The sequence below is a fragment of the Desulfonema magnum genome, assembly GCF_017377395.1.
In the GTDB taxonomy this organism is placed as follows: domain Bacteria; phylum Desulfobacterota; class Desulfobacteria; order Desulfobacterales; family 4be13; genus Desulfonema_C; species Desulfonema_C magnum.
In genome coordinates this window covers 2,507,751-2,533,469 of record NZ_CP061800.1, presented here as the reverse complement: position 1 = coordinate 2,533,469, position 25,719 = coordinate 2,507,751, and the positions used below count along the sequence as shown (strand labels likewise).

Annotated in this window: 15 protein-coding genes; 13 read left to right on the top strand and 2 right to left on the bottom strand. The window is 44.5% G+C overall.

The window, feature by feature from the left end:
* Window positions 1-699: 699 nt before the first annotated feature.
* Entirely contained in the window at window positions 700-1,644 is a 945-nt protein-coding gene (locus dnm_RS10175; protein WP_207682545.1) for a hypothetical protein, read from the bottom strand.
* Window positions 1,634-1,813, bottom strand: coding sequence for a hypothetical protein (locus dnm_RS10170; RefSeq protein WP_207682544.1), 180 nt, complete (start codon window positions 1,811-1,813; stop codon window positions 1,634-1,636). The genes dnm_RS10175 and dnm_RS10170 overlap by 11 nt, the downstream gene beginning before the upstream one ends.
* Before the next feature lie 1,649 nt (window positions 1,814-3,462).
* Between dnm_RS10170 and dnm_RS10165 the strand changes: the two genes are divergently transcribed.
* The 13 genes from dnm_RS10165 to dnm_RS10105 all read left to right on the top strand — a co-directional run bounded on the left by dnm_RS10165 (window position 3,463) and on the right by dnm_RS10105 (window position 23,682).
* Window positions 3,463-4,212 carry an outer membrane lipoprotein-sorting protein gene (locus tag dnm_RS10165; protein ID WP_207682543.1) on the top strand — a complete coding sequence of 250 codons (750 nt, stop codon included), beginning with the start codon at window positions 3,463-3,465 and terminating at the stop codon, window positions 4,210-4,212.
* Window positions 4,213-4,713: 501 nt separating this feature from the next.
* Window positions 4,714-5,889 carry an ABC transporter substrate-binding protein gene (locus dnm_RS10160; RefSeq protein WP_207682542.1) on the top strand — a complete coding sequence of 392 codons (1,176 nt, stop codon included), beginning with the start codon at window positions 4,714-4,716 and terminating at the stop codon, window positions 5,887-5,889.
* A 339-nt stretch (window positions 5,890-6,228) separates the two neighbouring features.
* Window positions 6,229-8,298: a TonB-dependent receptor plug domain-containing protein gene (locus dnm_RS10155; protein ID WP_207682541.1), complete on the top strand. Its 2,070-nt coding sequence runs from the start codon at window positions 6,229-6,231 to the stop codon at window positions 8,296-8,298.
* 70 nt (window positions 8,299-8,368) lie between these two features.
* Window positions 8,369-9,283, top strand: a complete 915-nt coding sequence (locus dnm_RS10150; protein WP_207682540.1) for an ABC transporter substrate-binding protein — start codon at window positions 8,369-8,371, stop codon at window positions 9,281-9,283.
* A gap of 113 nt (window positions 9,284-9,396) precedes the next feature.
* Complete coding sequence (locus tag dnm_RS10145) at window positions 9,397-11,601, top strand: TonB-dependent receptor plug domain-containing protein (protein ID WP_207682539.1); 2,205 nt, start codon at window positions 9,397-9,399, stop codon at window positions 11,599-11,601.
* A gap of 281 nt (window positions 11,602-11,882) precedes the next feature.
* Window positions 11,883-12,176 (top strand): hypothetical protein, encoded by a 294-nt coding sequence (locus dnm_RS10140; protein WP_207682538.1) that lies wholly within the window; start codon window positions 11,883-11,885, stop codon window positions 12,174-12,176.
* Between the two features lie 107 nt (window positions 12,177-12,283).
* Window positions 12,284-13,831 (top strand): ISKra4 family transposase, encoded by a 1,548-nt coding sequence (locus dnm_RS10135; protein WP_207679586.1) that lies wholly within the window; start codon window positions 12,284-12,286, stop codon window positions 13,829-13,831.
* An 83-nt stretch (window positions 13,832-13,914) separates the two neighbouring features.
* Window positions 13,915-14,478, top strand: coding sequence for a hypothetical protein (locus dnm_RS10130; protein ID WP_207682537.1), 564 nt, complete (start codon window positions 13,915-13,917; stop codon window positions 14,476-14,478).
* Between the two features lie 47 nt (window positions 14,479-14,525).
* The gene (locus dnm_RS10125; protein WP_207682536.1) at window positions 14,526-15,458 is read left to right on the top strand and encodes an ABC transporter substrate-binding protein; all 933 of its coding nucleotides are present in this window, start codon (window positions 14,526-14,528) and stop codon (window positions 15,456-15,458) included.
* Between the two features lie 444 nt (window positions 15,459-15,902).
* On the top strand, window positions 15,903-16,085 hold the full coding sequence (locus tag dnm_RS10120; RefSeq protein ID WP_207682535.1) for a hypothetical protein: 183 nt from the start codon (window positions 15,903-15,905) through the stop codon (window positions 16,083-16,085).
* A gap of 43 nt (window positions 16,086-16,128) precedes the next feature.
* Window positions 16,129-19,428 (top strand): hybrid sensor histidine kinase/response regulator, encoded by a 3,300-nt coding sequence (locus dnm_RS10115; protein WP_207682534.1) that lies wholly within the window; start codon window positions 16,129-16,131, stop codon window positions 19,426-19,428.
* Window positions 19,429-20,933: 1,505 nt separating this feature from the next.
* A complete protein-coding gene (locus dnm_RS10110; protein ID WP_207682533.1) occupies window positions 20,934-21,446 on the top strand; it encodes a chemotaxis protein CheW in 513 nt (170 codons plus the stop codon).
* Window positions 21,447-22,482: 1,036 nt separating this feature from the next.
* Window positions 22,483-23,682, top strand: a complete 1,200-nt coding sequence (locus dnm_RS10105) for a DUF1986 domain-containing protein (RefSeq protein WP_207682532.1) — start codon at window positions 22,483-22,485, stop codon at window positions 23,680-23,682.
* Window positions 23,683-25,719 lie beyond the last annotated feature (2,037 nt).

Genomic DNA, 25,719 nt, shown 5'->3' with positions numbered 1-25,719 from the left:
AGATGGGGCATAGGTTCAGTCCCGGAGGGACGAATAAGAATAGCCCGGCAATTCATTGCCGGGGGACGGAGCAGACAAAATTAGCCGAGTCCCGTGGGGACCACCGAAAAACTGCATGGCTTCGGACCGTCCCTGCGGGACTGAAAAAATTGTGTGTATCCGAACCCCGGCAATATCTTATTTTATAAGAGGGCCGGGCTATTTTCGGCCCGTCCCTCCGGGACTGAAATCATTCCTCCTCATTGTCCGAACCATTATTTGCCGGATTAGGGGATTTCCATGATTTCATTATATTCACATCAGAAAATTTTTAATCCTGCCTGTCCCTTTGTCCTGAGAATTATGTTCGGGACAAAGGGCTTCAGACAAATTTTCTTAAAACCTGTATGTTCGGCAGATCAGACTCCTCTGACGAATTCGGAAGTCCGGAGTTTTCCGATCTGCTGATATATACACCGGAAAAGATTAAAACACAAGGGGGAAGTTTGCAAGGGGAATTTGGAATTTGTGAGTGTGAATATTGTACTCCGGAGTCACGGATGGTTTCTTACAGGCAGGGAACCGGGAAAAATCCTTTTATTATCGGCATTCACGCAAATGGCAGGATTTGAGGCGGAGCCTCAGTGTATGGGTTCCCAGGCGGAGCCTGGGAACCAGAAAAAATAATAATTAAAAATAAGAGGTTCATTGAATTTCGTCTCATAAAGCAATCCCTCCCTCCGCCTTTGGAGCGACTTCTGTTTTGTCATGTTCCGGTCTGAAACGGGATAAAATTTTATCCTCAAAATCAGTATCAAACACTTTGCCGGACAGTTTCACCAGAATCCACAGCACTCCCGGGGGAATGACAATGACCTGAAAAATGAACAACGCAATATAAGCCGTAACCAGTTTCAGTAATGAGTCTGTTATTTCATCGGCATTGTCTTTTATGCGGGAAAAAGCTTCCCTGAACTCCCTGGTTTTCACTCTGACAGTGTTGTACGTGCCTTTTGCCTTTTCCCATATACCGCTCTCTTTCTGTATGTCACCGACATCACCGAGACTGGCTGAGGAGTCCGAGGGAATCAGCGCCAGTCCCACTTTGGCCTCTGCTATCTGACTTTCAAAAAAATGTTTGTAAATCAGGTCATCGGCAATTGCGGACAAGGGAAGGAAAAATCTCAGAATCAGACAGAGGCTTACTGTTTTCACAGACAGGGAAAAAACGCTGGCGGAATATTTTCTGTTCAGCCACAGGGGAATAAGAAGCAGGGGAAATGCAAAGGATATGATTTTGAAACAGACAGAATTGCCTATTTCCATGGCGACTTTCTGAACACCCAGAGATGCTATTGAAGCCACCAGAACAGAGGACAGCCTTTCTGTCATATCATCTATGGGATCAAGAATCTGCCCCACCGCGATATTGACCCCCACGCCTGTGGGGGAGATTGACATATCCGAATCCTTGATCATGGAAACCACGGCATTGATGCCTCTCACGCTCGCATAGGAAAGCGCTGTTTTTTTCAGCAGATCCCTGAAATATCTGTCGGACCTCGAATCAATGCCTGCCAGATTCACATTTGAAAGCAGATAAAAGGCCACACTTATAAGGATGGCAAGGCACGAAGCTGCTATTTTTTTCTTTTTATCCCACACGGAGTTCCTCCTCCCCGGATGCGGAAACCCCGGGCATGGAGGTCAAAAGAAAAGGGGATCTGACAATATCAGGCAGTTGTGGGAAAAAGATATTTCTGCCCGATGTGCAGAAATCTTTCAGAAGAGAAGTATAAAAGGCAGGTTTTCTGACGGAGACATTTTGATTCATCAGAGAATTTCTCTCCGGCCCCAAAAAAAAGGGCGCAGACTCTGTGTTCACGCCCCAACTAAGGTACCGCCAAGCACCCACCCACAGGACACAAACAAGAGCCGCGCCCGTACGGGCGCGTCTCCGTCAGCATCGTCCTGTAGGTTAAAAATTGGCGGTTTTTAGTCGGGACGACAACTACGTTAACGCAAAACTATATGTTATTTTTCAGCGCGCTTTTGTTTATCTCATAACTTTATTCGCTGCTCCTTTTTTGGGTAAAAGAGAGAATTTTTTATTACTCGGTGATCAAGTTTTTTGCTCCGATCCTGCCGGACAGCATGTCATTCCTGCGAAAGCAGGAGAATCTGTTTTCTGCTGATTCTGCGGTTCCGGGGCAGTGGATTCCTGCTTTCGCAGGAATGACAGAAAATAGTTTTGCTACAAATAACCATAAAACAAATGAGCATGTCAAGCTAAAAATTCAGGAATCTGAGACTTTTCCTGTTATTCAGAAATATATCAATAAGTAAAAGATGGTGACGGGTCATGTTTAATACATCATTTGGAAGAAATATTGATACTCGACTATCGAGTTTTTTTCTGTTGACTGAATTCCCCGGAAATTTTTAGGTTGGGATTTTAGACCCATATCAATAAATTCGATAAGTTCTGTTTTGAAGGATTGAAAACAAAATATTTACATTATGTATTTTAACTTATTGAAAATATCGTATTTACAGATTTAAATTTTTATAATTTGCAAAAGTTGATGCACACGCTAAAGAGCGTTTTGTCATTGCTTTTAAATATGAAGGTGAGGAGAATTATCGCCATCTGCTTGCCGCTGATCTGAGCTGGCGTACACTTGAAGAAAAAATTGTCAAAAATATTTTTCAGTTAAGACCATCAGCAAAACATATGAACGGAAGGGTCTTAGGCCGATCAGAACCTGCTCCGGTGTTGCAATATACAATGTAACGGATAATTTTCTCAAAAGCCAATATGGAATAGTCATGTTAAAAAATTTGATAGTCTAATATAAAAATCAACAAATTTTAATATAAGTTGCTGATTATAAAATGTTTAGGGGATGACAGACCAAGCCCTGCAAGTGCGGCATATTTGTAGTGGCAGCAGGATTGCAGGCCACCGCCAAGCTCCGCGGGGGCGGCATATTTGCAACAATTTACTACAAATATGCCGCCCCTACGGGGCTTTACCGGCCCTCCCCTAAATCCGTTATAATCAGATAAGTTCTAAGTGAATAGCCTTTTACTTGGAAAATTCAGTTTCAGCAGATAAAATGATTGATTTTTGACATAAAATTTGGCATTTTTACAAAAATCAGCAGATTAAAAATCCGTTGGGAATCCTGGTCCCGGCCCGCTTGAGACTGGCAAATTCAAAGCATTTCCCCCGGATTTGTCAATTTGGCAGGAGCAGATCAGGCGGGGAAGGCACGGCTTTATCATAAAAATATAGACTATAATTTCAGAAGTGCGGTGGGTTCCGCTTCGCTCCACCCACCCTACGTTTCCATACTTCCGGGTATTTTATTTTTGGAGAAATTCCTCCCTATGATGAAGCATGAAAATTTCAGGATTTTCCTAACACCTAACACTTAACACCTAACACTTTTTTATTAAGGACTGATGATGATAAAAAAAATGACAACAGCTTTATTTTTTTCTTTATTTTTTTTTATGGCGCTGTACGCCAGGGCAGAAGAAAAAACCCCTCAGTCCCTGGTGGAGGGCTGTCTGAACTATCTGCGGGGCAAGACTTCTGTTTCAACAGTGGTGATGACCATTCACCGGCCCGAGTGGGAGCGTACCATGTCAATCAAAGGATGGACCAAAGGTCAGACAGACAGCATTTTCACGATCATTGCCCCGCCCAAAGATTACGGCAACGGAACCTTGAAAAAAGGCCGGGAAATGTGGATGTATAATCCCAAAGTCAACCGAGTGATTAAGCTGCCGCCTTCGATGATGTCCCAATCCTGGATGGGATCGGATTTTTCAAATAATGACTTGGCAAAAAGTGACAGCCTGATTAAGGATTACACTCATACCATTGAGGGGACAGAGACCCGTGAGGGAAAAAAAGTCTGGATAGTCAGGTCAATGCCAAAACCTGATGCTCCGGTGGTGTGGGGCATGCTGAAACTCAAAATCCGGGAAGACTACATCTTCCTGGAAGAACAATTTTATGATGAAGACCTGAAATTGGTTAAATCCATGACAGGCCAGGATATCCAAATGCTGGGCGGCAAATTGTTTCCTAAGATGTGGAAAATGCAAAAAGCTGATGTAAAAGATGAATATACTTTGCTGGATTATAAAGCACTTGCTTTTGAAGATGATTTGCCGGATAATCTCTTTACCGTATCTTCGCTGAAGACTCTCAGAAGATAAATATCAGGAACCGGAAAAGTTTTAGAGAAAAAAAGGAGTGCAAAAATAGAGCGAAGCACTTTTTTGCGCTCCGGAAAAGTTTTTCGATCAACAGCAAAAAACCGCTTCGCTCTGTTTTTGCACTCCGGAAAAGTTTTTCGATCAACAGCAAAAAACCGCTTCGCTCTGTTTTTGCGCTCCGGAAAAGTTTTTCGATCAACAGCAAAAAACCGTTTCGCTCTGTTTTTGCACTCCGGAAAAGTTTTTCGATCAACAGCAAAAAACCGTTTCGCTCTGTTTTTGCGCTCCGGAAAAGTTTTTCGATCAACAGCAAAAAACCGTTTCGCTCTGTTTTTGCGCTCCGGAAAAGTTTTTCGATCAACAGCAAAAAACCGCTTCGCTCTGTTTTTGCGCTCCGGAAAAGTTTTTCGATCAACGGCAAAAAAACCGCTTCGCTCTGTTTTTGCGCTCCGGAAAAATTTTTCGATCTGCCGAATATGGCTAGCTAAAAAAGAGGTGATAATGAACAATTTGAAGGTTAACATGACAACGCTCATCAGCGCGATAATTTTATTTTTTATTCTGCTTTTACCAGCGTCAGCCGCCAATTGGAGTACTGATCCGAAACTGAACAACGGGGTCAAATGGCGGGTTGGCTGTTACGAAGGCGGTGAATATATTGATTATCAGAAGGTCCTTATTGCAACAATAAGGGGGCTGATGGATCTGGGCTGGATTGAGACGACAGAAATTCCGCAACAGGAAGCTGTTCAGACCAGGAATCTCTGGAACTGGCTTGCTACTGAAGCAAAAAGCACATATTTGCAATTTGTTAAAGATGCCCACTACAGCGCAAAATGGGATAAGACCATCAGAAAAAAAATGGCTGTCAATATTATTAACCGTCTGAACAAACAAAAAGATATTGATCTTATGTTTGCCATGGGCACCTGGGCAGGGCAGGATATGGCAAACACCGGACACAAAGTTCGCACAATGGTGATGTCATGTTCTGACCCTGTAGCGTCCGGTATTGTTAAGAGCGTTGAAGATTCCGGCTATGACCATGTCCATGCCCGGGTTGATCCGTTTCGCTATGAGCGACAGGTCTGGATCTTCCATAACATTATAAAATTTAAAAAATTGGGTATGATATATGAAAATTCACCTGAAGGCAGAATTTATACAGCTCTTGATAAAGTGGAAGGCCTTTCAAAAAGACTTGGTTTTGAGATTGTCACCTGCTACACTCAGGAAACGAATACTGATCTTGAAACTGTTGAACAACGCGTGAAAAAATGTTTCCGGGAACTGGGCAAAAAGGCAGATGCCATTTATGTTACAGCGCTATTAGGTGTAAACAAAAAAACGGTTCCGGATTTGGTGAAGATTGCTAATTTTCACCGCATCCCGACATTTTCTCAAACTGGCCCGGAAGGGGTCAGCCAGGGCTTTCTGATGACAATCTCTCTTTTGGATTTTAAGGAGCTGGGTAAGTTTCACGCGACTATGGCGGCAAAAATCATGAACGGAGCAAAACCGCGTCAACTGCCAATGTTTGTTAATCTGCCTTATAAGTGGCATTTTAATTTTGAAACTGCTGAAAAAATTGGTCTGGATATCTCAAAGCTTGATTTTGAGACGGATTATATATATCCTTGTGATTTTTTATCTGATGAAACAAAGCTCAAGGACTGATCGCTTGTCAGTTTTTTTAATTCGTAGTTCCGCGTTCAGGCGGTGTCACACCGCCTGAACGCGGAACTATGGCTTGACCAGATTAATAAGATACCTTAAAATTGTGTTAAACTTATTGATTTGTCAACAGAAGCCCTAAATATTCTGTATCTGTTTAATTAGGTCAAGCCATAGGAACAGATATATCCATTCTCAGTAGATGGAAATTCCCCTTTGACAGGCTCAGGAAGCGGGCTAAAACGCTGCTCGTTGAGCTTGTCAAAACGAACTCACGCCGAGGTCAGGAAAAATTTTCCATCTACGGATTCTTGGAAATCGCCTAAATTACAAGAAGTTAATATGAACTCAGTTGTGAAAACTATAATCAGCATACTGGTATCCTCCTTTGTTTTTACCATCAGCGCGGGCCAGGGGATTTCCCAGGATGACACATCAGATTCAGAAAATTCTGATGCGGGCCTTGAGGCAGAACTGAAATGGCTTCAGGCCGAAGCCGTTGTGATGACGGAGATTGCCACCAAAACAAAAATGGATGCGGATATGGTTCCAGGAATGGTCACAGTGTTACGAGGCGCAGAACTGGAAAAGCGGGGGATAAGGAATGTCTTGGAAGCCCTGTCTCTGGTGCCAGGTCTGAATATTTCTCCGGACTTCATTGTTCGGGGAATCGGCATGGATTTTGCGTCCGGCAAAGTTAAGGTCTTATGGAACAATGCGCCTGTAAATGAATCAATGACCGGTATGATAGCGTTTACGTTCTATATGCCTATAGAACAGCTGGATCGGATAGAAGTTATCCGGGGACCGGGATCCGCACTGTACGGGAAATTTGCTTATTCAGGGGTGGTGAACATTATCACCCGGCAGAAAGAAAACCGCCTGTTCGGACGATATGGCAGATTTGACACATACTCCGCAGGGGGGATTTTTTCTTATGCAGCACCTGAACAGCATTTTGATATGAGTCTGAATATTGGGTGTTGGAGAAATGATCAGACAGACAGAAAAACAGGGCCGGATATCCTTCATGAAACAGGCATGTCCGATATTTCCCGGGCCCCGGGGCCTGTGAATGATAGGCGCAAAGTGACTACGGCCATTATGACACTGAGCTACAAGGAACTGTCTCTTCTGGCGCAATTGGCAACCATCAGTTATGGTTCCGGCTTTGGGATAGCAGATGCCCTTCCTCCGCCTAATGACGAAACCCCCGGTACAGATGACAGCCATATGGCTGAGTTCGGATGGCACCCTGAAATATCACAGTCTCTTAAACTGAACATGAAATTTGGCTGGAAAGAGTATCTCTGGAACCATGATGAAGAATATCTGTTTCCTCCCGGATATGCCGGATATGAAAATGGCATGATCGCGGGACCCCATTATGAAGAACGCTCCCTGTACGGCGAATCAGAGTTACAGTGGGAAGGATGGGAACGCCACCTCCTGCTTCTGGGGCTGGAATATGAGAATATTAAACTAACAGATATCTGGTCAGATTCGAATTATCATCCGATGACAGGCGAACCCCTCCCTTTTGTTCAGCGTTTTACCGGGGAAGAAAACTGGCTTGAAGAAGACAAAAGCCGGAATATTTTCAGCCTGTTCCTTCAGGATCAGTTTGATTTTACCCACCGGCTGACGCTCACAGGGGGATTGCGATATGATTATTATGATGATACCAAAGAGGGACGACTTACTCCGAGGCTGGCAGGTGTGTTCCGGGCATCCCAGTGCCATATTTTCAAAATTCAGTATGCAGAGGCTTTCCGCCCGCCTTCTTTTATGGAAATGTATTTTAAAAATAATCCCATAGGTTCGGGAAATCCCGATATCGAAGCCGAGACCGTAAAAACATGGGAACTGGGGTACGTCTTCAGGAGTGTTTATTTTCTTGGCAGACTTACCGTGTTTCGGTCCGAACTGCGGAATCTCATTGGCATGAAAGACGGGCAATATTCAAACAACGACTCGGCTCAGACAAAAGGTGCTGAACTGGAACTGAATTGGAAAATTTTCCGAAATCTGATAACAGATGTCAATTTCTCTTATGCAAAAACCAGGGATGACAGCACAGGGGCTGAAATCAGAGGCGCTGCCAGCTGGATCAGCAATATTGGTTTGGTTTATGAGCCTTTGGATAATGTGTCCTTGTCCCTTCAATATCGTTATGTGAATGAATGCAACCGGGATACGGACGATCCCCGCGACAATCTGGACAGCTATGACAAAATTGACTTTACCGCCGCTGTCAGGGACTTTTTTAAACAGGGTCTCACGTTTCGTGCGGGTTTGAGAAATCTTTTTGACGAGGAAATCCGATATTCTTCTGCTTATCCCGGGTATCTGGAAGATTACCCTCAGACCGGAAGAGAGAGCTGGTTTCAATTCTCTTACGATTTTGAGTGATGGTGAATATATGACAATTTTTTTACATCAGGCAGAGGATAGGGTGAGTATTTCAGGTCGGAAAATCAAAATGCAGCGATATCTCCTGTCAGTGATTCTTGTATTTCTGTTTTTTCTTTTTCCGAGTCCGTTATGGGGAGAGACCTCTGGTATCCTGATTATCAGTTCCAATGCCTCTGTTCAGAAATACAAAACAGCACAGAAAGAATTCAGGAAAACAATCCCGGATTCCATACTGGAAATTGACCTGGGTAACAGGAAATGGAGCATTTCCGGCATCAGAGAACTGATACAGGATACGCAGCCTGAGCTTATTTATTGTATCGGGACCAAGGCATATTTGGCAGCGAGTGAATATGCCGGTGAAAAGCACATTGTTTTTTCTTCTGTCATCAACTGGTTGCGACTGCCCCTGACTCCGAAAACTTATGGCGTATCCAATGAACTTCATTCGGAAATGGAGATCATGCTGTTTCGCTATATTTTTCCGAAAATGCGAAAGATCGGGGTGCTATACAGCAAATACACTGAAGCATGGTTCGAAAAAACCAGGGCTGAGGGTCGGAATATAGGGGTTGACATCATCGGCAGGAAAGTTTCTGACAAGAAAGACGTTGATTCTGCTTTAAAGAAAATCCTCCCCGGGACCGAGGCGTTCTGGATGATATCCGATCCGATAATTGTGGGAAATAAAAAAAATCCTTTTACTATATTAAAAAAATGTGATGCCCGGAAGATTCCGGTTTTTTCCTACCACGACGTGTTTGCCAAATACGGTGCGACTCTGATTGTTTCCGTGGATACGCCCACCATTGCCCGCCAGGCCGCGGGTATTGCAATGGAACTTCTCTCCGGGGACAGCCCCGGGGAGAGGGTACAGTTTCCCGCAGGCTCCAGAATTACGCTTAACATGAAAAAACTAAGCGACTATCAGTTGAGCTATAACGAAGATGCACTGGATTCTGTCAACCATATTATTGAATGAGGCGTTTACAACTGCTGAAATGAATCACAGGCTCTGTCGAGCAAACATCAAACAGTCAGCAGATCGAAGAAAATTCAGAGTGTCTGAACTGCTGATAGTAAAAAAAGGAGGATATGAAAACTATAATCAGAATTTTTATTTTGTTTGGCTTTGTTGTCATCAATACAACTCAGATCTTTGCCCAACAGGGCAATGAGCCGATAATTGATTCGGAACTGGACGCGGAATTTGAGGCGGAACTTCTGTGGCTTCAGGAAGAGGCCGTTGTGATGACGGAGATTGCCACCAAAACAAAAATGGATGCGGATATGGTTCCCGGGATGGTGACAGTCCTCCGTGGTGACGACTTGGAGATCAGAGGCATACGAACGGTTTATGAAGCCTTGTCTCTGGTACCGGGGCTGCATACTTATTTAGACACACTGGGGGATCAGCGGGTTTCTGTCCGGGGGCTCGGGGGGAGCTTTTTCTCAGGCAATCTGAAACTTCTGCTGGATGGCATTGTCCTGAATGACAGTCTGACCGCCGCGGGCTATGTCATATACGGAATCCCCGTGGAGCAGGTTGACAGAATCGAAATTATCCGGGGCCCCGGATCGGTTGTCTATGGCGAGTACGCCTGCGCGGGCGTGATAAATGTTATGACCCGTAAAGATGTCACCCGGGTTTACGGACGTTGCGTCTGGGATCATTGGCCCCCATATGGCTATGGCGGCGGCGGAGCAGTAACATATACAATTCCGGAGGAGGCCTTCAGCCTCAGTCTTCATCTTTCGGGCTGGAAATCTGACAGCCCGGATATCGAAACAGGTGAAGACCGGCTTTACGAGGAGTTTGCCGGGATGCAATTTGATGAATTTTCGAATGCACCTGGCTCCACAAATGAGGCACAGGAAAACAGGCTTGCCAATCTGTCTCTGAAATATAAAGGCTTTTCGCTTTCGGGGCAGTATCTCTTAAACGGAAGAGGCGATTATTTCGGTATGCTTCATATTCTCCCGCAGGCTGAGGAGCGGATTATAACCACCCACGATCATCGTGCTTTGGAAGCCGGACAAACCCTCAGCCTTTCCGATGCTTTCAAACTGGACTTCAAACTGGGGTGGCGGCGATATGAGTTTTACCTCGACAATCTGACGGCTGTTCCCCCCATCGCAATTTCTATGCCTGATGGTTCAGTTATTGATATTACGCCGTCTCAGGGTTCAATTATCACGCCTTATTATGAGGAAAGAGAAATTTATGCCGGCGGTGAACTGATTTGGAAGGGGATGAATCGCCATACACTTCTTCTGGGGATGAAATATTCGGACACAGATATCCGGGATGTCTGGGTAGATACCAATACAACAGAGGAGCAAAGAGGCACAATGGTCCGCTTGCGGGGGGAGGAAAACTGGTTTGCCGAGGGTGGAAAAAGAGATATTTTCGGGGTCTATCTTCAGGATATGTTTGACATGACAGATCGTTTCACACTGACCCTGGGAGTACGCTATGATCGCCGTTATGATGAAGATGAGAATAAAAATGAGGTGGAAGACAACATAACACCGAGGGTATCCGCTGTCTGGGCGCTGACAGATTATCATATATTAAAGGCCCAGTATTCGGAGTCAGTTCGGCCGCCCTCTTTTACCGAGTTATACGCCAGAGGAAACTCTGTCATCGGAGGCAATCCGGATTTGGATCCTGAACACATCAGAAGCTATGAACTGGGCTATATTTACAGGCGTTCAAAAACCGTGGGGCGCATTACCTTGTTTTATTCTGAACTGGAAGACAATATTGAATATCCCAAATATGCGGACAGTCTCGGAGAAGGCGGCAAGGAGGTACAGTACCAAAACGCGGATGGCACCATTAAAACAAAAGGGTTTGAACTGGAATTCGAGCATGACCTGAGAGTTGATCTCCGGTTCAGCGGAAGTCTCTCCTTTGCTGACGCTGAGGATGGGCAGGGAAAATCTCTTATGGGGGCAACCGAGTGGCTAGGAAATGCAGAGCTTTTATATAGGCCTAAGCAAGATTATGCTTTTGACTTGCAATACCGCTATGTGGGAAAACGGCATCGGGCCTCTGAAGATGAACGAGATGATCCGGCCGCATATTACAGCCTGGATCTGAGCGCCAGCATCTTCAATTGCTTCACAAAGGGCCTGACATTACGAGGCGGGTGCAAAAATCTGTCTGACAGCGAAATTATTTTTCCCGCGCCCGCGTACAAAGACGCGGATGGCAATATTGGCTATACTTATGCTGATGATTTTCCCCGCCCCGGGCGTGAGTGGTGGATGCAGCTTTCTTATGATTTTGACTGAGGGTCAGAATAAATCTGTAAAAGCAAATTCTATGAAACCTGGTGATCAGATTTCTGACAAACAGGTTTTAACTGAGAAGTGAAAAATTACTCTTTGGCATTTGTGTTAAGTACCCGGACAAACAGTTTTCGATATTCAGCCACTTCCGAAGTTTACAACATTTCAGAAAACTGACTCACTGCGTATCGAAATATATGCGCCAGGGTGCCTGACCTTGCATTTTCTCAATCCGGCAGGGCATGAATTGTAATCACCTGCCAATATGCTGAGGGATAGTAAGCATGACAAGCAATTTACATCAACGAATGAAATTTTATGAGATACAAAGGCGTAAAGCTGTAAAGCGTATCTGGGTTCCGACGCTTGTTTTTTTCTGTGTCCTGCTATTCTGGGTGACGGCCGCGGTATTCGCAGGAGCAAATAAGACAACTATTTATTTTTACAGCTCCGAAAGCAATATTAACAATTTCAAATCCCTGAAAATAGAATTCGACAGCTATCTTTCCAGTTTCGGTAATTATGAATTGGGTGCGGCTCTTTTAGGTCGAGTGGAAAATTCAATCATATATAAATGATACAAATTTTTATCCTTGATTTTTTATGTATTATTTGCTATGTATGAAAAGTGGACAGTCATATGAGGGAAATGCTGATAAATGGCAAACAGGAAAGAAAATCATAATTGTCGTCCTTGTCAACAACAGAAGTTGCCTTCGCCGCCTCGACAGAGAAATATCTGGAACTCATCGGCCATCTGGAGTTGCCTGAAAGTCATTCTATGACTCACAGTGATTTGGAAAATCTTTTGTCCGGCGAAGGCCGCGAACTGATGCGAAGACTCATGGAAGATCATCTGAGAATCCGGGCTTGCGGAGATGACGTATGGAAATCCGTGACCGGTTCCGATGGCATTGAACGAACTCATAAGATATTGCGGGAAAGGACAGTGATGACAGTGTTCGGGAAGGTGAGAATAAAACGCACAGGTTATTCGCGTCCCGGGAAGAGCAGTCTGTTTCCCCTGGATGCTGTCCTGAATCTTCCCGAAGGCATCCATTCTTACGGAATCAGAAAGGCACTTGCCCTGGAAGTCTCGAAAAGTTCTTTTTCGGAAGCGACAGATTCGATCAGACGGCAGACCGGAGTGAGAATGCATAAAAGACAGGCGGAACACCTGTCCCGGAAGGCGGTGCGGTGTTTTGACGAGTATTATGAGCAGACTTGCAGCCTCCTGCCCGGGGAGGCGGAAAAACTGCCTTTGCTGATTCTGACAACGGATGGCAAGGGAATAGTTGTCAGGAAGGAGGATCTGAGGGAGGAGACAAGGAAAAAGGCTGAAAATGCCCGAAGAAAGCTGAATAAGAGAATCTCCAAGGGAGAAAAGAAAAATCGTAAGCGCATGGCAACTGTCGCGTCAGTTTATCATATGGAGAGATTTGTACGCTCCCCCGAATCTGTGGCAGGAGAATTCGCACCGGAATCGGAATCGGAAAAAAAAGGAAGGCCCCGCCCCGTGGCAAAGAGGGTGTGGGCAAGTCTGGAGAAAAGTCGGGAGGATGTCATTCGTGAGATTTTCGAGGAGGCTCTGAGAAGAGACCCGTCAAACAGCAAAAAGTGGGTGTGTCTGGTTGATGGGGATCCTCATCAGTTGAAAAGTGTCAACAGGCAGATCGAAAAATTTTCGGTGAGCGCCGTGGTGATACTGGACATCATTCACGTCATCGAGTATTTGTGGAAAGCTGCGAGGGTTTTTCATGATGAGGCAAGCAGGACATCCGAAAAATGGGTCTCAGAACGTCTTCTGGGAATATTGCGGGGCAGAGCCAGTCTTGTTGCCGGGGGGATGAGAAGGTCCGCCACCCTTCTGAAGATAAGACGGAGTTCGAGAAAACCTGTCGATGTGTGCGCCGACTATCTTCTCAAAAATTCGCCGTATCTGCGTTACAATGAGTATCTCGGAGAGGGATTGCCGATTGCCACAGGTGTGATCGAAGGCGCCTGCCGGCATCTGATCAGGGACAGGATGGATATCACCGGAGCCCGGTGGAGTCTGGAAGGTGCGGAGGCGGTGCTGAAGCTTCGATCACTGAGATCAAGCGGTGATTTTGATGATTATTGGAAATTTTATGAGCTTCAGGAATTTGACAGAAACCATTATTCAAAGTATTCCGACCCGGCCATTCTGGACGAATTGTCATCAAAGGAATTTGTGGAAGGGAAGTCGACCTAAAAGAGCCGCACCCTTATGAATTTCAGCCTTTCAGTGACAGAAAGGCTTTTGAAATGCATGTCAGAGACAAGAAAAAATGTCTTTTGCTGCTATCCAGCTGGCATTACAGAAATATATACAAGACCTATTCTCTCAGACCGGTTTTGGTGGGCGTGCGGAACGGCAAAACCCATCAGAAAAGAATTTTGGTGGGCAAGGACAAATCCGTTAATCCGGAGTCATCAAAAACAGGGCGCATAGCGTCCGCCACCAGCATTCAGCATACCAAAAGCGTACTCAGAGAGATGTTCAGGGAAAAAGGCGCGGCAGACAAGGCAAAAATACTGACTGTGCCCAAAGATATTGATGCCCTGATGTCCGTAGGTTTCGGGATGTCACAGTGTGCTTTGACAACAAGAAATTCTCTTGAAAAATTAAAAAAAGTAAACCCTGTGCTTTATCGGAAAATGACAATTCTTTCCGAAGGCAGAGAATCTTTGCTTTTAATATTAGCCACGCCTGAAAGTTTTACAAAGGACGCTGAAAGTATTCTGCGGATTATTCAAAATATGTCCGGGGACCCGGATGGAAGGAATAAAATAAAAATGATCGGGTTGGATGGCTGGCAAAAATTTGATCCGTCAGATGAGTCGAAATTGGAGGGATAATCAAAGTGAACAGCTATAACAATGAAACAATGAATATAACGGAGAGAATGATTAAAATCATATCAAAAAAACTATTGTGCCTTCTGTTTTTGTTTCTTCTTTTGCCTGGCCTGCTATCTGCGGATGATAAAAGAAAAATTATGGTGATCAATTCTGATGCTTCGGTTGAAAAATACAGAGAAGTACAGGAGGAATTCCATAAGGCCATTTCTTATCCGATCCCTGTTACGGAAATCCGGCTGGAGGATAGGAGACGGACCATTTCCGAGATTGACGCGTTATTGGATGATAAAGATTATTGCGTTGTTTATTGTATCGGAACCAAAGCGTATCTTATTGCGAACAAGTACGCGGATGAGAAGCCTGTTATTTTTTCCTCGGTTATCAACTGGCTTCGTTTGCCTGTCACCGAAAGAACCTATGGCGTGTCCAATGAACTTCATACCGGAATGCAGCTCATGCTGTTTCGCTATATCTTCCCGAAGATTCAGAAACTCGGGGTGCTGTATAGCCGACAGTACACCGGAGAGTGGTTTAAGAAAACCGTGGAAGCGGCCAAAGAGATGAATGTTGAAATTATCGGTCATGCGGTTTCCGATGGCAATGACGCTGTTACCAAACTGCAAAAGCTGCTGCCTGATATCCAGGCATTTTGGCTCATATCTGATCCGATGGTCATGTCTGATAAAAAAAATCTTTTTAAAATATTAAAACAATGCGATACAAAAAAAACACCTGTTTTTTCCTATCACGGTGTTTTTGCAAAATACGGCGCAATTTTGGTTGTTTCAGCAGATAATCCCACCATTGGCCGACAGGCCGCGGGCATAGCCGAGGAGTTACTGTCCGGCAGAAAACCAGCCGAAAAAGTACAATTTCCCGCAGGATCACACATTATTCTGAATCTGAAGAAGGTAAAGGAATATGGTCTGCAATACAGCGAAGATGCACTGGGATCGGTTAACCAGGTTATTGAATAAAATTAAAAACCTGATAAGCAGGGTCACTGGTTCCCAGGGCCTGTCCGGGAACCTGTACAGCGAGACTCTGCCCGGACGTTCCGAACATAAGCCAAACCAGATTTCACACCGCCTTTCCTGTAGGAGAAAGAGTTCCCGGACAGGAGTTTCCAGACTCTGCCTGACAACAAGTAAACATTTTTAACTTCTTTTTCATATCTTCCTGTTCTGCTTTATAATGTTTCCTCGTGGCCATCGGGTCGTGACCGTTCTCAGGAAGAACAGGACGGATCAAATTTCATAATTGATATGACCACACAAAATTCAGATAGTGAAAAAAAGAGAGGCAATCATGAAAAACAGGAAGATGGGAATTCATATTTTAACATTTTTCTTTATCACTCTCATCAATGCGAATTATGCAATTTCTCAGCATGCTCTGGTGTCAGCAGGGAAGATGCTGAGATGAACGTTGAAAAAGAACTGAAACAGATTCGGACAGAGCCTGTTGTTCTGACTAATGTTGCAACCAGAAAGAAAATGGACGCGGATATCGTTCCCGGAAAATTTTCAGATGAGGCGTATAAAAGCGAAACAGAGAAAGGGAACAGTTTTTTTTGCATTCTGCCTGTATCACAGCCTGAATAGTACGTTTTTTTCGAGTCCTTTAAGCACTTAGGAAGTTTGATAAATGTCAGATAATGCGTCAGAAGATAAGATTTCTGTCAAACGCAGTATTAAATGGAAGCTGATTGCTATTATGATGGTTCTGATGGCCTGTTTGGTGGCAATTCTGACATATACTCAGATATCATCACAAAAGGAGATGTTGGAGGATGAACTGAATAAAAGAATATCACTGATAAAGGAAAATTTAATTGAACGCGGAAAGAGCTTAATTGCTGATCTTGTGCGACAGGTGGAAAACGACATCGCGAGTTTTAATTTTTCCGGTGCCATGAAATCAGTCAGAGACAGGGTTGAAAACAACGAGGAAATCAAGTACGCCGTCCTGATGGATACGTTCGGTGTTGTGCTTATTCATACACTGATATCCGATCCGGCTCTGAATAAGCTGACTGAAAGAGATATTCAGGCGATAGACAGGAAAAGAATTGTAATAACAGAGTTCAGAGAGGGAAATGAATCCGTCATTGAAATTGTAAAGCCAGTTCAAATCAGCACCAAACCCTGGGGGGTGTTAAGACTGATCTGCAGCCTGAAGCACCTTGACAAAGAAATTGAAACCTCCAGATCACAGATTCAGCAGGAAATAAAAAAAATAGTGTATAAATCCACACTGACCTCACTGGGATTTATGGCAGTCTGTTTTGTTATTGTTTTTATCCTGTCCGCAAGTGTTTTAAAACCTCTTATTCTTCTCACACATTCAGCCAGAAAGCTTTCAAAAGGTGACTTTTCCGTATCTTCGAATATTCGGGTCCGTTCAAAAGATGAAGTGGGCGTACTCGGGACAGCATTTATTGAAATGAGCAAAGACCTGAAGAGGTCTTATGAAAAACTGGAGGAATACAGTAAGACACTTGAACAGAAAGTTGCTGAAAGGACAAGAGAACTCGGGCATAAAAATATCAGACTGAACAAAGCCCTCATGGAAGTTGAGACGGCCAGGAAAGACGCTGAAACAGCCAACCGGGCCAAGGGCGATTTTCTCGCCAATATGAGCCATGAGATCAGAACCCCCATGAACGCCATTATTAACATGACCAACCTGGCACTCAGAAATGAGATATCCCCCAAGACGCGTAATTATCTGAACACGGTACGAACTTCCGCCCATTCGCTGCTTGTGCTGATCAATGATATCCTGGATATTTCTAAAATTGAAGCAGGCAAACTGCATTTGGAGTCTGTTGATTTTCAGTTACATGATGTTACAGACAATTTGGCAGATATGTTTTCCGAGAAAGTTTCTGAAAGCGGAATCGAACTGGTTATTTTAATTGACGACGATGTGCCTTGTGCGCTGGTCGGCGATCCATTGCGATTTGGGCAGATTCTCATTAATTTAGTGAACAATGCAATTAAATTTACAGACAAGGGAGAGATCATTGTCAGCGTAAGTCTGGTGGAGAAAAATGCCGAACGGGCCACGCTCAGGACTGCTGTCAGCGATACAGGCATCGGCATATCACGGGAAATTTTGCCGAGATTGTTTACCTCTTTTACCCAGGCAGACAGTTCCATCACCCGGAAATTCGGCGGTACGGGGCTCGGACTGGCCATTTGTAAGCAACTGGCGGAAATGATGAACGGCGAGGCATGGGCGGAAAGTGAACCGGATCTGGGAAGCACTTTTTATTTTACGGCAAGCCTGGCCCGGCAGAGGGGACACAAAGAAAAAAGACACAAGCTTCCTGCGGATCTTCAGGGAATGAAGGCACTGGTGGCGGACGGAAAAGAGGCATCTCTGAAGGTTTTGGAAAACATTCTGAAATCTTTCACGTTTGATGTGACCCTCGCCAGTTTCGGACAACAAGTGTTAGAAATACTGGCAGAAACAGATACAAATTCATATGATCTGGTTATTGTTGATCAGAGGATGCCGGATTCGGACGGAACCGAAATCGCAAAAAAAATCAGAGAAGATTTGAAATTAACCAGAATACCGGTTATCATAACAACCAATTTCGGTGAGGAGGGTTCAGCAGACCAAGCCGGGGGGATCCCAAAAGTAAATTCTTTTCTCGTAAAACCGGTGAAGCCTTCCTTGTTGTTTGATATCATCATGGAAGTTTTCGGACAGGAATCTCCGAGGGAATCCGAACACGAAGAAACTGCAAAAAAACAAAATGCGGTGACAGAGAAAATCAGAGGGGCAAATGTTCTTCTGGTTGAGGATAATATCATCAACCAACAGGTGGCAACGGAGGTGCTTCGCATCGCCGGAGTAAGTTCGGAGGTTGCCGGCAATGGGAAGCAGGCGATTCAATTTATATGCAGGGGCATGCCGGAAGAATGTCCCTATGATGCTGTGCTGATGGATGTGCAAATGCCGGAAATAGACGGATTTGAAGCCACACGGATTATCCGGAACTGGGAAAACGCATTGTCGCATAAATATCCCCGGTTGAACATTGAACAAAAACATTCCCAGTTTTCAATTTGCAGAATTCCCATTATTGCCATGACTGCCCATGTTATGAAAGGTGATCAGAAAAAATGTATCGCATCCGGCATGGATGACTATGTGGCCAAACCCATAAACACTGAAGAGTTATATTCTGTGCTGGCGAAATGGATAAAACCGAAAGCCGGAAATCCGCTTATTCAGCAACCAGAACCCGAAACACAGCAGGCTTCGGCTGCTTCCCAACTTCCGGCCACGGCCAAACTTTCCGGAATTGATACAGAGTCCGCTTTGAAGCGGTTTATGGGAAACAAAAAACTTTTCAAGAAACTTTTAAGTGAATTTTCAAGAGATTATAAAAATACACCGGATAACATCAGAGCAGCCCTGAAAAAGGGAGATATCAGGCTTGCCCAGGAATTAACCCATGCTATAAAAGGCGTGGCCGGGAATCTTTCAGCCCAGGCGCTGTATATGGCAGCCATACAACTTGAATCAGGAATAAAACAAAGAAAAACAACAAAAGCGTTGAATGGGTTATTGGAAGATTTCGAATACACTCTGACAGAGATTTTGGATTCTGTAAAAAAATCCGAAGCAGAAGATGGGAAAACTGAATTTTTTGAGCCTGAGTTCAGCAAACCCCAATTTTCTGATAATTCAAAAGTTGAAATTCTGCCTTTGCTCGTTGAACTTTCCCAGATGCTGCTGAAAAACAATCCGAAAGCCGAGTCCTATTTGAATTCAATGAAAGCGCATTTAGATGATTTGGGGATTGAACAGGAAATAATAATACAGTTGGAAAATCAGATAAACAGGTTTAACTTTAAAAGCGCACTGAAAACACTTTCTGATATTGAAAAAATGACGCGGGTTTTGTTACAGTTAAGAAAGAGATAAACAGGCAGGCCGGAAAATCTCTGTTTAAAATCCGTTATCATCAGTAAAAATTATCAGCAAATCCTACAGGCCGAAAAAACCTGATCACCGAGTATCAGTAGATCGAAAAGTTTTCGGGCTGTCGCGGGACAGACACGGCAAACGGGGGAGAAACCCCATATGCATCAGGCTAAGACTGCCGGACGGGGTTTGCAACCCCGTCCGAAACGTTTGTTTTCGGGGGTCGGAAAATATTTCGGACGGGGTTGCAAACCCCGTCCGGCAGATCACGAGTTAATAAAAACAATGAGTTATGATCTTAGCCTGATGCATATGGGGAGAAACCCCATATGCATCAGGCTAAGAATGCGGGACGGCTGCCGGACGGGGTTTGCAACCCCGTCCGAAACGTTTGCGGGCGGCGATCCGGAAAATATTCCGGACGGGGTTGCAAACCCCGTCCGGCAAAATCAGAGTTAATAAAAACAGTAGGTTGTAATCTTAGCCTGATGCATATGGGGAGAAACCCGGCTTTTTCCGGCGGGGGGAGTCTTCTGTCCGGGAAAAAAAGCCGGGTTTCTCTGTCATACCGCACACAGTCCGGAAACTTTTCGATCTACTGAGTATAAGAATCTCCAATAAAAAAAGGCTGATTATAACGGATTCGGGGGAGGCCCGCGAATATGACATCGGATTTAAGGATTTACCGGATATTCCGGGCCGGGACATCCGTCTCATCCTCCTGTCCGCTGTCATATTGCCCGATACCGCGGAAAAAACCCCGGGCCTCCCCAAAATCCGTTACAATCAGAAAAAGGGATTTCCAATTCTTCTGCCGTGAAAATTTCTTTTTTATCTGAACTTATTTTAATTATTAAAATATTTTTTATGACTTCCTATATACTCGATGGCCAAATTTTTTTGACCCGATTCGAACAAAAAGCTTGTCATTCATGCTTTCGCAGGCTTCGGCGTGAACTCAGACTTCGGCGAGTGTTGTCAAGTCATCGAACGGAATGACAAAAAGACTTGAACATCGCCCAGTGCCTCACCGCATTAAATATGAGGGGTGGAAGAAATTCGGAAAATCCAAAAGCATACAGGACAATTTGGTGGTGTTCCAAAACTGGACATGAGCCGATATTTCCTAAATTGATTCAAATGGTTAAAAATTTTAGCTCCAGTTTTGGAACACTACCGACAATTTTTCAAATTGCCCTAAGAAACAATTTAAAAAAATGTCTTACATTTCAGTAGCCCGTCAGCATTTATTTGGTTGTGTTACCAATACCGTTCGGCACGATTTTTGCATACATTTGTAACTAACTGAATTCATATATCCGGAAAACTGAAATCCCGAAATGTCCGCCGGGCGTTTTTCGGAAACAATTTCTCCAAAATGCGGAAATGCCGGGCATTTCCGTCCGGCTATGCAAAAATCATGCCGAACGATATTGTTGTGTTACAGATAAAAGTCAACAAATAAGATATCTTCGATACTAATATAACAAAGGAGGAATAAGGTAATGGCAAAGTTGGCTGAAAAAATGGATCAGGCGATAAAAGCAATGGATGAAATGGGAGGGAAGTATCTGACCTTCACCCTGGCAGATGAGGAATATGGCATTGGTATATTAAAAATTAAAGAGATTATCGGAATGATGCCGGTGACGGCTGTTCCGCAAACTCCGGACTTTGTGAAAGGGGTTATTAATCTGAGGGGCAAAGTGATTCCGGTAATGGACCTCAGGCTGAGATTCGGCATGGATGCAATTGATTACACCGACCGGACTTGCATCATCGTGGTGGAAATTGCGGGGGAAACAGGAAAAGTTATGATCGGCATTGTCGTGGATACTGTTTCAGAAGTTTTAAATATCAAAGCCGAACAGATTGAAGATACACCGGCTTTCGGCACACAGGTGGATACGAACTACATCCTCGGCATGGCAAAAATGGAGGGAGGGGTAAAGATTCTGCTTGATATTGACAAGGTTTTGAAATCTGAAGAAGTAATACTATTGGAGAAAACAGTATGATTTTTTTATCTGAAAAAACAGACATAATAATAATAATAATCACTGTTTGATCTGCTGCCTCAGGTCTTACATGACAAAGACGTGTCCGCTACACATCTCTGCGATTGTCTGCGCTGAAACCTTTAATTTTATCCTGGTATATAATAAATATGTCTGATTGTAACGGATTTTGGGGAGGCCGGTCAATATGACAACGGATTCCGGGATTGACCGGATATTCCAAGATCAGCCTGATATATCTGTTTCATCCTCTTATCCGACATGACAACGGATTCCGGGATCGGCCTGATATATCCGTTTCATCCCCTTATCCGATGTCATATTCCCAGGCATCCCCAAAATCCGTTATAATCAGAAATATGTGTTACAAAGACTGTTTTCAAAAAGCGTAATCAGTGAGACTGAGGATATTATCGCATTTGTCAGGACGACTGAGAAGCTTATTGACGACAAAAGAAACCCGGGGTTTTCCCCGGACAAAGTGTCCCCCTCCGCCGGAAAATCCCGGGTTTCTTCCCTGTTCGGCCTGTCCGCCCCGAGAGGGCCTGAAAACTTTTCCGATCTGCTGAGTATAAGGCCGTATTTGTAACAGAAGCAAATGGCTATATCTACATTCCTGCTTTCAAAGTCTTAGCCAGACGGAATGACAGAAAAAAATTTGACCATCGAGTTATCATCTTTTTTTCCGTGAACCGCGGAGAAACCGGGGTTTTTCATTCCGCGGCATCAAATCATTCCGGGGAAAACCCCGGGTTTCTTTCCCGGGCAAATATCGAAAACTTATGGTTAGGTACTTGAAGCTTAAAATAAACGCTCATGAAAAACCCGGGTTTTTTACCCCCGGTTATAAAAATATTTTCAGATAAAAAACCGGGTTTTCAAAATGTATTTTTCACGGTAAAATTTCAATAAATTCAGTCTGAGCCTGCATTTTGATCAGCTTTTTGGGATATCACAGAATGTAACCTCTCTGATTTTATCAAAAAAAACATTTAACGGCTTATCGCAAGAACAAAGGGGACAAGGATTTCTTTTTATGAAACAGCTTTATTTTATTGTATTTTTGATGTTTTTAGCCACAGGATCGGGCTATGCGGATATGAATAAAAGTGTAAAACAGGACGCGTCCCGAAAAGCATCTTCAAGGATCGTCGGTGGTTATGAATCGGAACAAGGAGCCTGGCCGTGGATAACCGCGTTGGTTTATCCTGACAAGGGATCGCTTTATGATAGTCTGATGTGCGCGGGGTCGCTTGTCCATTCCAACTGGGTTGTCACGGCAGCGCATTGTGCAGAGGATATCCATGGGGACGCTTTGGAGCCTGAGGATATTGAAGTGGTGCTGGGCGTCCATGATCTTAAAAATGACATCGGAGAATGGATAAAAGTGAAAAGAATCATTTCCCATCCGTGTTATGACAAGAAAAATAACTGGAATGCGGATATTGCCCTTTTGGAATTGGAAGAAACTGTCTCTTATCCGACAATACGGCCGGTGGCGGGCAATGCGGTTCTCGATGGAAAGGAAGCTGCTGTTATCGGGTGGGGAACGACTTCGGCGCGTAATGATATCTTTCCTGAAAAGCTCCGTCAGGCATCAGTTTGCATTATTTCCAATGACATCTGCAATAAAAGCTACAATCAGAAGCTGTATTATGATGATCCCATTACTGAGTATATGATGTGTGCGGGTCGCAGTGAGGGCGGAACAGACGCCTGCCGAAATGACAGCGGGGGGCCTCTTGTTGTGCCGGACGGAGATACTTGGAAGCTGGCGGGAATCGTGAGTTGGGGCGAGGGTTGCGCACAACCGGATTTTTACGGGGTTTATACCCGAATAACAGCGTTTCTTGATTTTATTTATACCTATGTTCCCAAATCCAATGACACACCAGAGGCTTTTGATGATATTTACACGGTCAGCCAAGGTGATGAAATCAGCGAAAATGCTCCCGGGATACTCGGAAACGACACAGATGCGGATAGTGATACGCTTACAGCATTTCTGATTAACGATGTTTCTCACGGAAGTCTGACCTTAAACGCTGATGGCTCATTTACTTATTCGCATGACGGCGGTAATGCTGTCAGCGATAATTTCATTTATAAAGCAAGTGACGGGAAGGCTGATTCAAACACAGCATCAGTGACAGTTAAAATTAATCCTGCAAAAGATGCGGCATCAGATGATGGCGGGGACGGAGGAGGCTGTTTTATTTCAAATCTTTTGGAATAATTTCAATCCCGGAGGTGCGCCTGCGAAAAAGCATTTTTCGCACTCCGGATAAGGCAGTTCCGAACGGGGCCGGAGTGCAAAAATTCTATTTTTGCGCATGCGAAAAAGCATTTTTCGCACTCCGGATAAGGCAGTCCCGAACGGGGCCGGAGTGCAAAAATTCTATTTTTGCGCATGCGAAAAAGCATTTTCCGCACTCCGGATAAGGCAGTTCCGAACGGATCCGGAGTGCAAAAATTCTATTTTTGCGCATGCGAAAAAGCATTTTTCGCACTCCGGATAAGGCAGTTCCGAACGGGGCCGGAGTGCAAAAATTCTATTTTTGCGCATGCGAAAAAGCATTTTCCGCACTCCGGATAAGGCAGTTCCGAACGGATCCGGAGTGCAAAAATTCTATTTTTGCGCATGCGAAAAAGCATTTTTCGCACTCCGGATAAGGCAGTTCCGAACGGATCCGGAGTGCAAAAATTCTATTTTTGCGCATGCGAAAAAGCATTTTTCGCACTCCGGATAAGGCAGTTCCGAACGGGGCCGGAGTGCAAAAATTCTATTTTTGCGCATGCGAAAAAGCATTTTCCGCACTCCGGATAAGGCAGTTCCGAACGGATCCGGAGTGCAAAAATTCTATTTTTGCGCATGCGAAAAAGCATTTTCCGCACTCCGGATAAGGCAGTCCCGAACGGATCCGGAGTGCAAAAATTCTATTTTTGCGCATGCGAAAAAGCATTTTTCGCACTCCGGATAAGGCAGTTCCGAACGGATCCGGAGTGCAAAAATTCTATTTTTGCGCATGCGAAAAAGCATTTTTCGCACTCCGGATAAGGCAGTTCCGAACGGATCCGGAGTGCAAAAATTCTATTTTTGCGCCTGCGAAAAAGCATTTTCCGCACTCCGGATAAGGCAGTTCCGAACGGATCCGGAGTGCAAAAATTCTATTTTTGCGCATGCGAAAAAGCATTTTTCGCACTCCGGATAAGCCAGTTCCGAACGGGGCCGGAGTGCAAAAATTCTATTTTTGCGCATGCGAAAAAGCATTTTCCGCACTCCGGATAAGGCAGTTCCGAACGGATCCGGAGTGCAAAAATTCTATTTTTGCGCATGCGAAAAAGCATTTTCCGCACTCCGGATAAGCCAGTCCCGAACGGATCCGGAGTGCAAAAATTCTATTTTTGCGCATGCGAAAAAGCATTTTTCGCACTCCGGATAAGGCAGTTCCGAACGGGGCCGGAGTGCAAAAATTCTATTTTTGCGCATGCGAAAAAGCATTTTCCGCACTCCGGATAAGGCAGTTCCGAACGGGGCCGGAGTGCAAAAATTCTATTTTTGCGCATGCGAAAAAGCATTTTTCGCACTCCGGATAAGGCAGTTCCGAACGGATCCGGAGTGCAAAAATTCTATTTTTGCGCCTGCGAAAAAGCATTTTTCGCACTCCGGATAAGGCAGTTCCGAACGGATCCGGAGTGCAAAAATTCTATTTTTGCGCATGCGAAAAAGCATTTTTCGCACTCCGGATAAGGCAGTTCCGAACGGATCCGGAGTGCAAAAATTCTATTTTTGCGCATGCGAAAAAGCATTTTTCGCACTCCGGATAAGGCAGTTCCGAACGGATCCGGAGTGCAAAAATTCTATTTTTGCGCATGCGAAAAAGCATTTTCCGCACTCCGGATAAGGCAGTCCCGAACGGATCCGGAGTGCAAAAATTCTATTTTTGCGCATGCGAAAAAGCATTTTCCGCACTCCGGATAAGGCAGTTCCGAACGGATCCGGAGTGCAAAAATTCTATTTTTGCGCATGCGAAAAAGCATTTTCCGCACTCCGGATAAGCCAGTTCCGAACGGATCCGGAGTGCAAAAATTCTATTTTTGCGCATGCGAAAAAGCATTTTTCGCACTCCGGATAAGGCAGTTCCGAACGGATCCGGAGTGCAAAAATTCTATTTTTGCGCATGCGAAAAAGCATTTTTCGCACTCCGGATAAGGCAGTTCCGAACGGGGCCGGAGTGCAAAAATTCTATTTTTGCGCATGCGAAAAAGCATT

What these genes read in the sequence shown, in the direction of transcription:
- dnm_RS10105 (WP_207682532.1), top strand. Translation starts at nt 22,483, where the DNA reads ATGAAACAGCTTTATTTTATTGTATTTTTGATGTTTTTAGCCACAGGA.
- dnm_RS10160 (WP_207682542.1), top strand. Translation starts at nt 4,714, where the DNA reads ATGAACAATTTGAAGGTTAACATGACAACGCTCATCAGCGCGATAATT.
- dnm_RS10170 (WP_207682544.1), bottom strand. Translation starts at nt 1,813, where the DNA reads ATGAATCAAAATGTCTCCGTCAGAAAACCTGCCTTTTATACTTCTCTT.
- dnm_RS10145 (WP_207682539.1), top strand. Translation starts at nt 9,397, where the DNA reads ATGAAAACTATAATCAGAATTTTTATTTTGTTTGGCTTTGTTGTCATC.
- dnm_RS10125 (WP_207682536.1), top strand. Translation starts at nt 14,526, where the DNA reads ATGATTAAAATCATATCAAAAAAACTATTGTGCCTTCTGTTTTTGTTT.
- dnm_RS10120 (WP_207682535.1), top strand. Translation starts at nt 15,903, where the DNA reads ATGAACGTTGAAAAAGAACTGAAACAGATTCGGACAGAGCCTGTTGTT.
- dnm_RS10115 (WP_207682534.1), top strand. Translation starts at nt 16,129, where the DNA reads ATGTCAGATAATGCGTCAGAAGATAAGATTTCTGTCAAACGCAGTATT.
- dnm_RS10150 (WP_207682540.1), top strand. Translation starts at nt 8,369, where the DNA reads ATGCAGCGATATCTCCTGTCAGTGATTCTTGTATTTCTGTTTTTTCTT.
- dnm_RS10140 (WP_207682538.1), top strand. Translation starts at nt 11,883, where the DNA reads ATGACAAGCAATTTACATCAACGAATGAAATTTTATGAGATACAAAGG.
- dnm_RS10165 (WP_207682543.1), top strand. Translation starts at nt 3,463, where the DNA reads ATGACAACAGCTTTATTTTTTTCTTTATTTTTTTTTATGGCGCTGTAC.
- dnm_RS10155 (WP_207682541.1), top strand. Translation starts at nt 6,229, where the DNA reads ATGAACTCAGTTGTGAAAACTATAATCAGCATACTGGTATCCTCCTTT.
- dnm_RS10110 (WP_207682533.1), top strand. Translation starts at nt 20,934, where the DNA reads ATGGCAAAGTTGGCTGAAAAAATGGATCAGGCGATAAAAGCAATGGAT.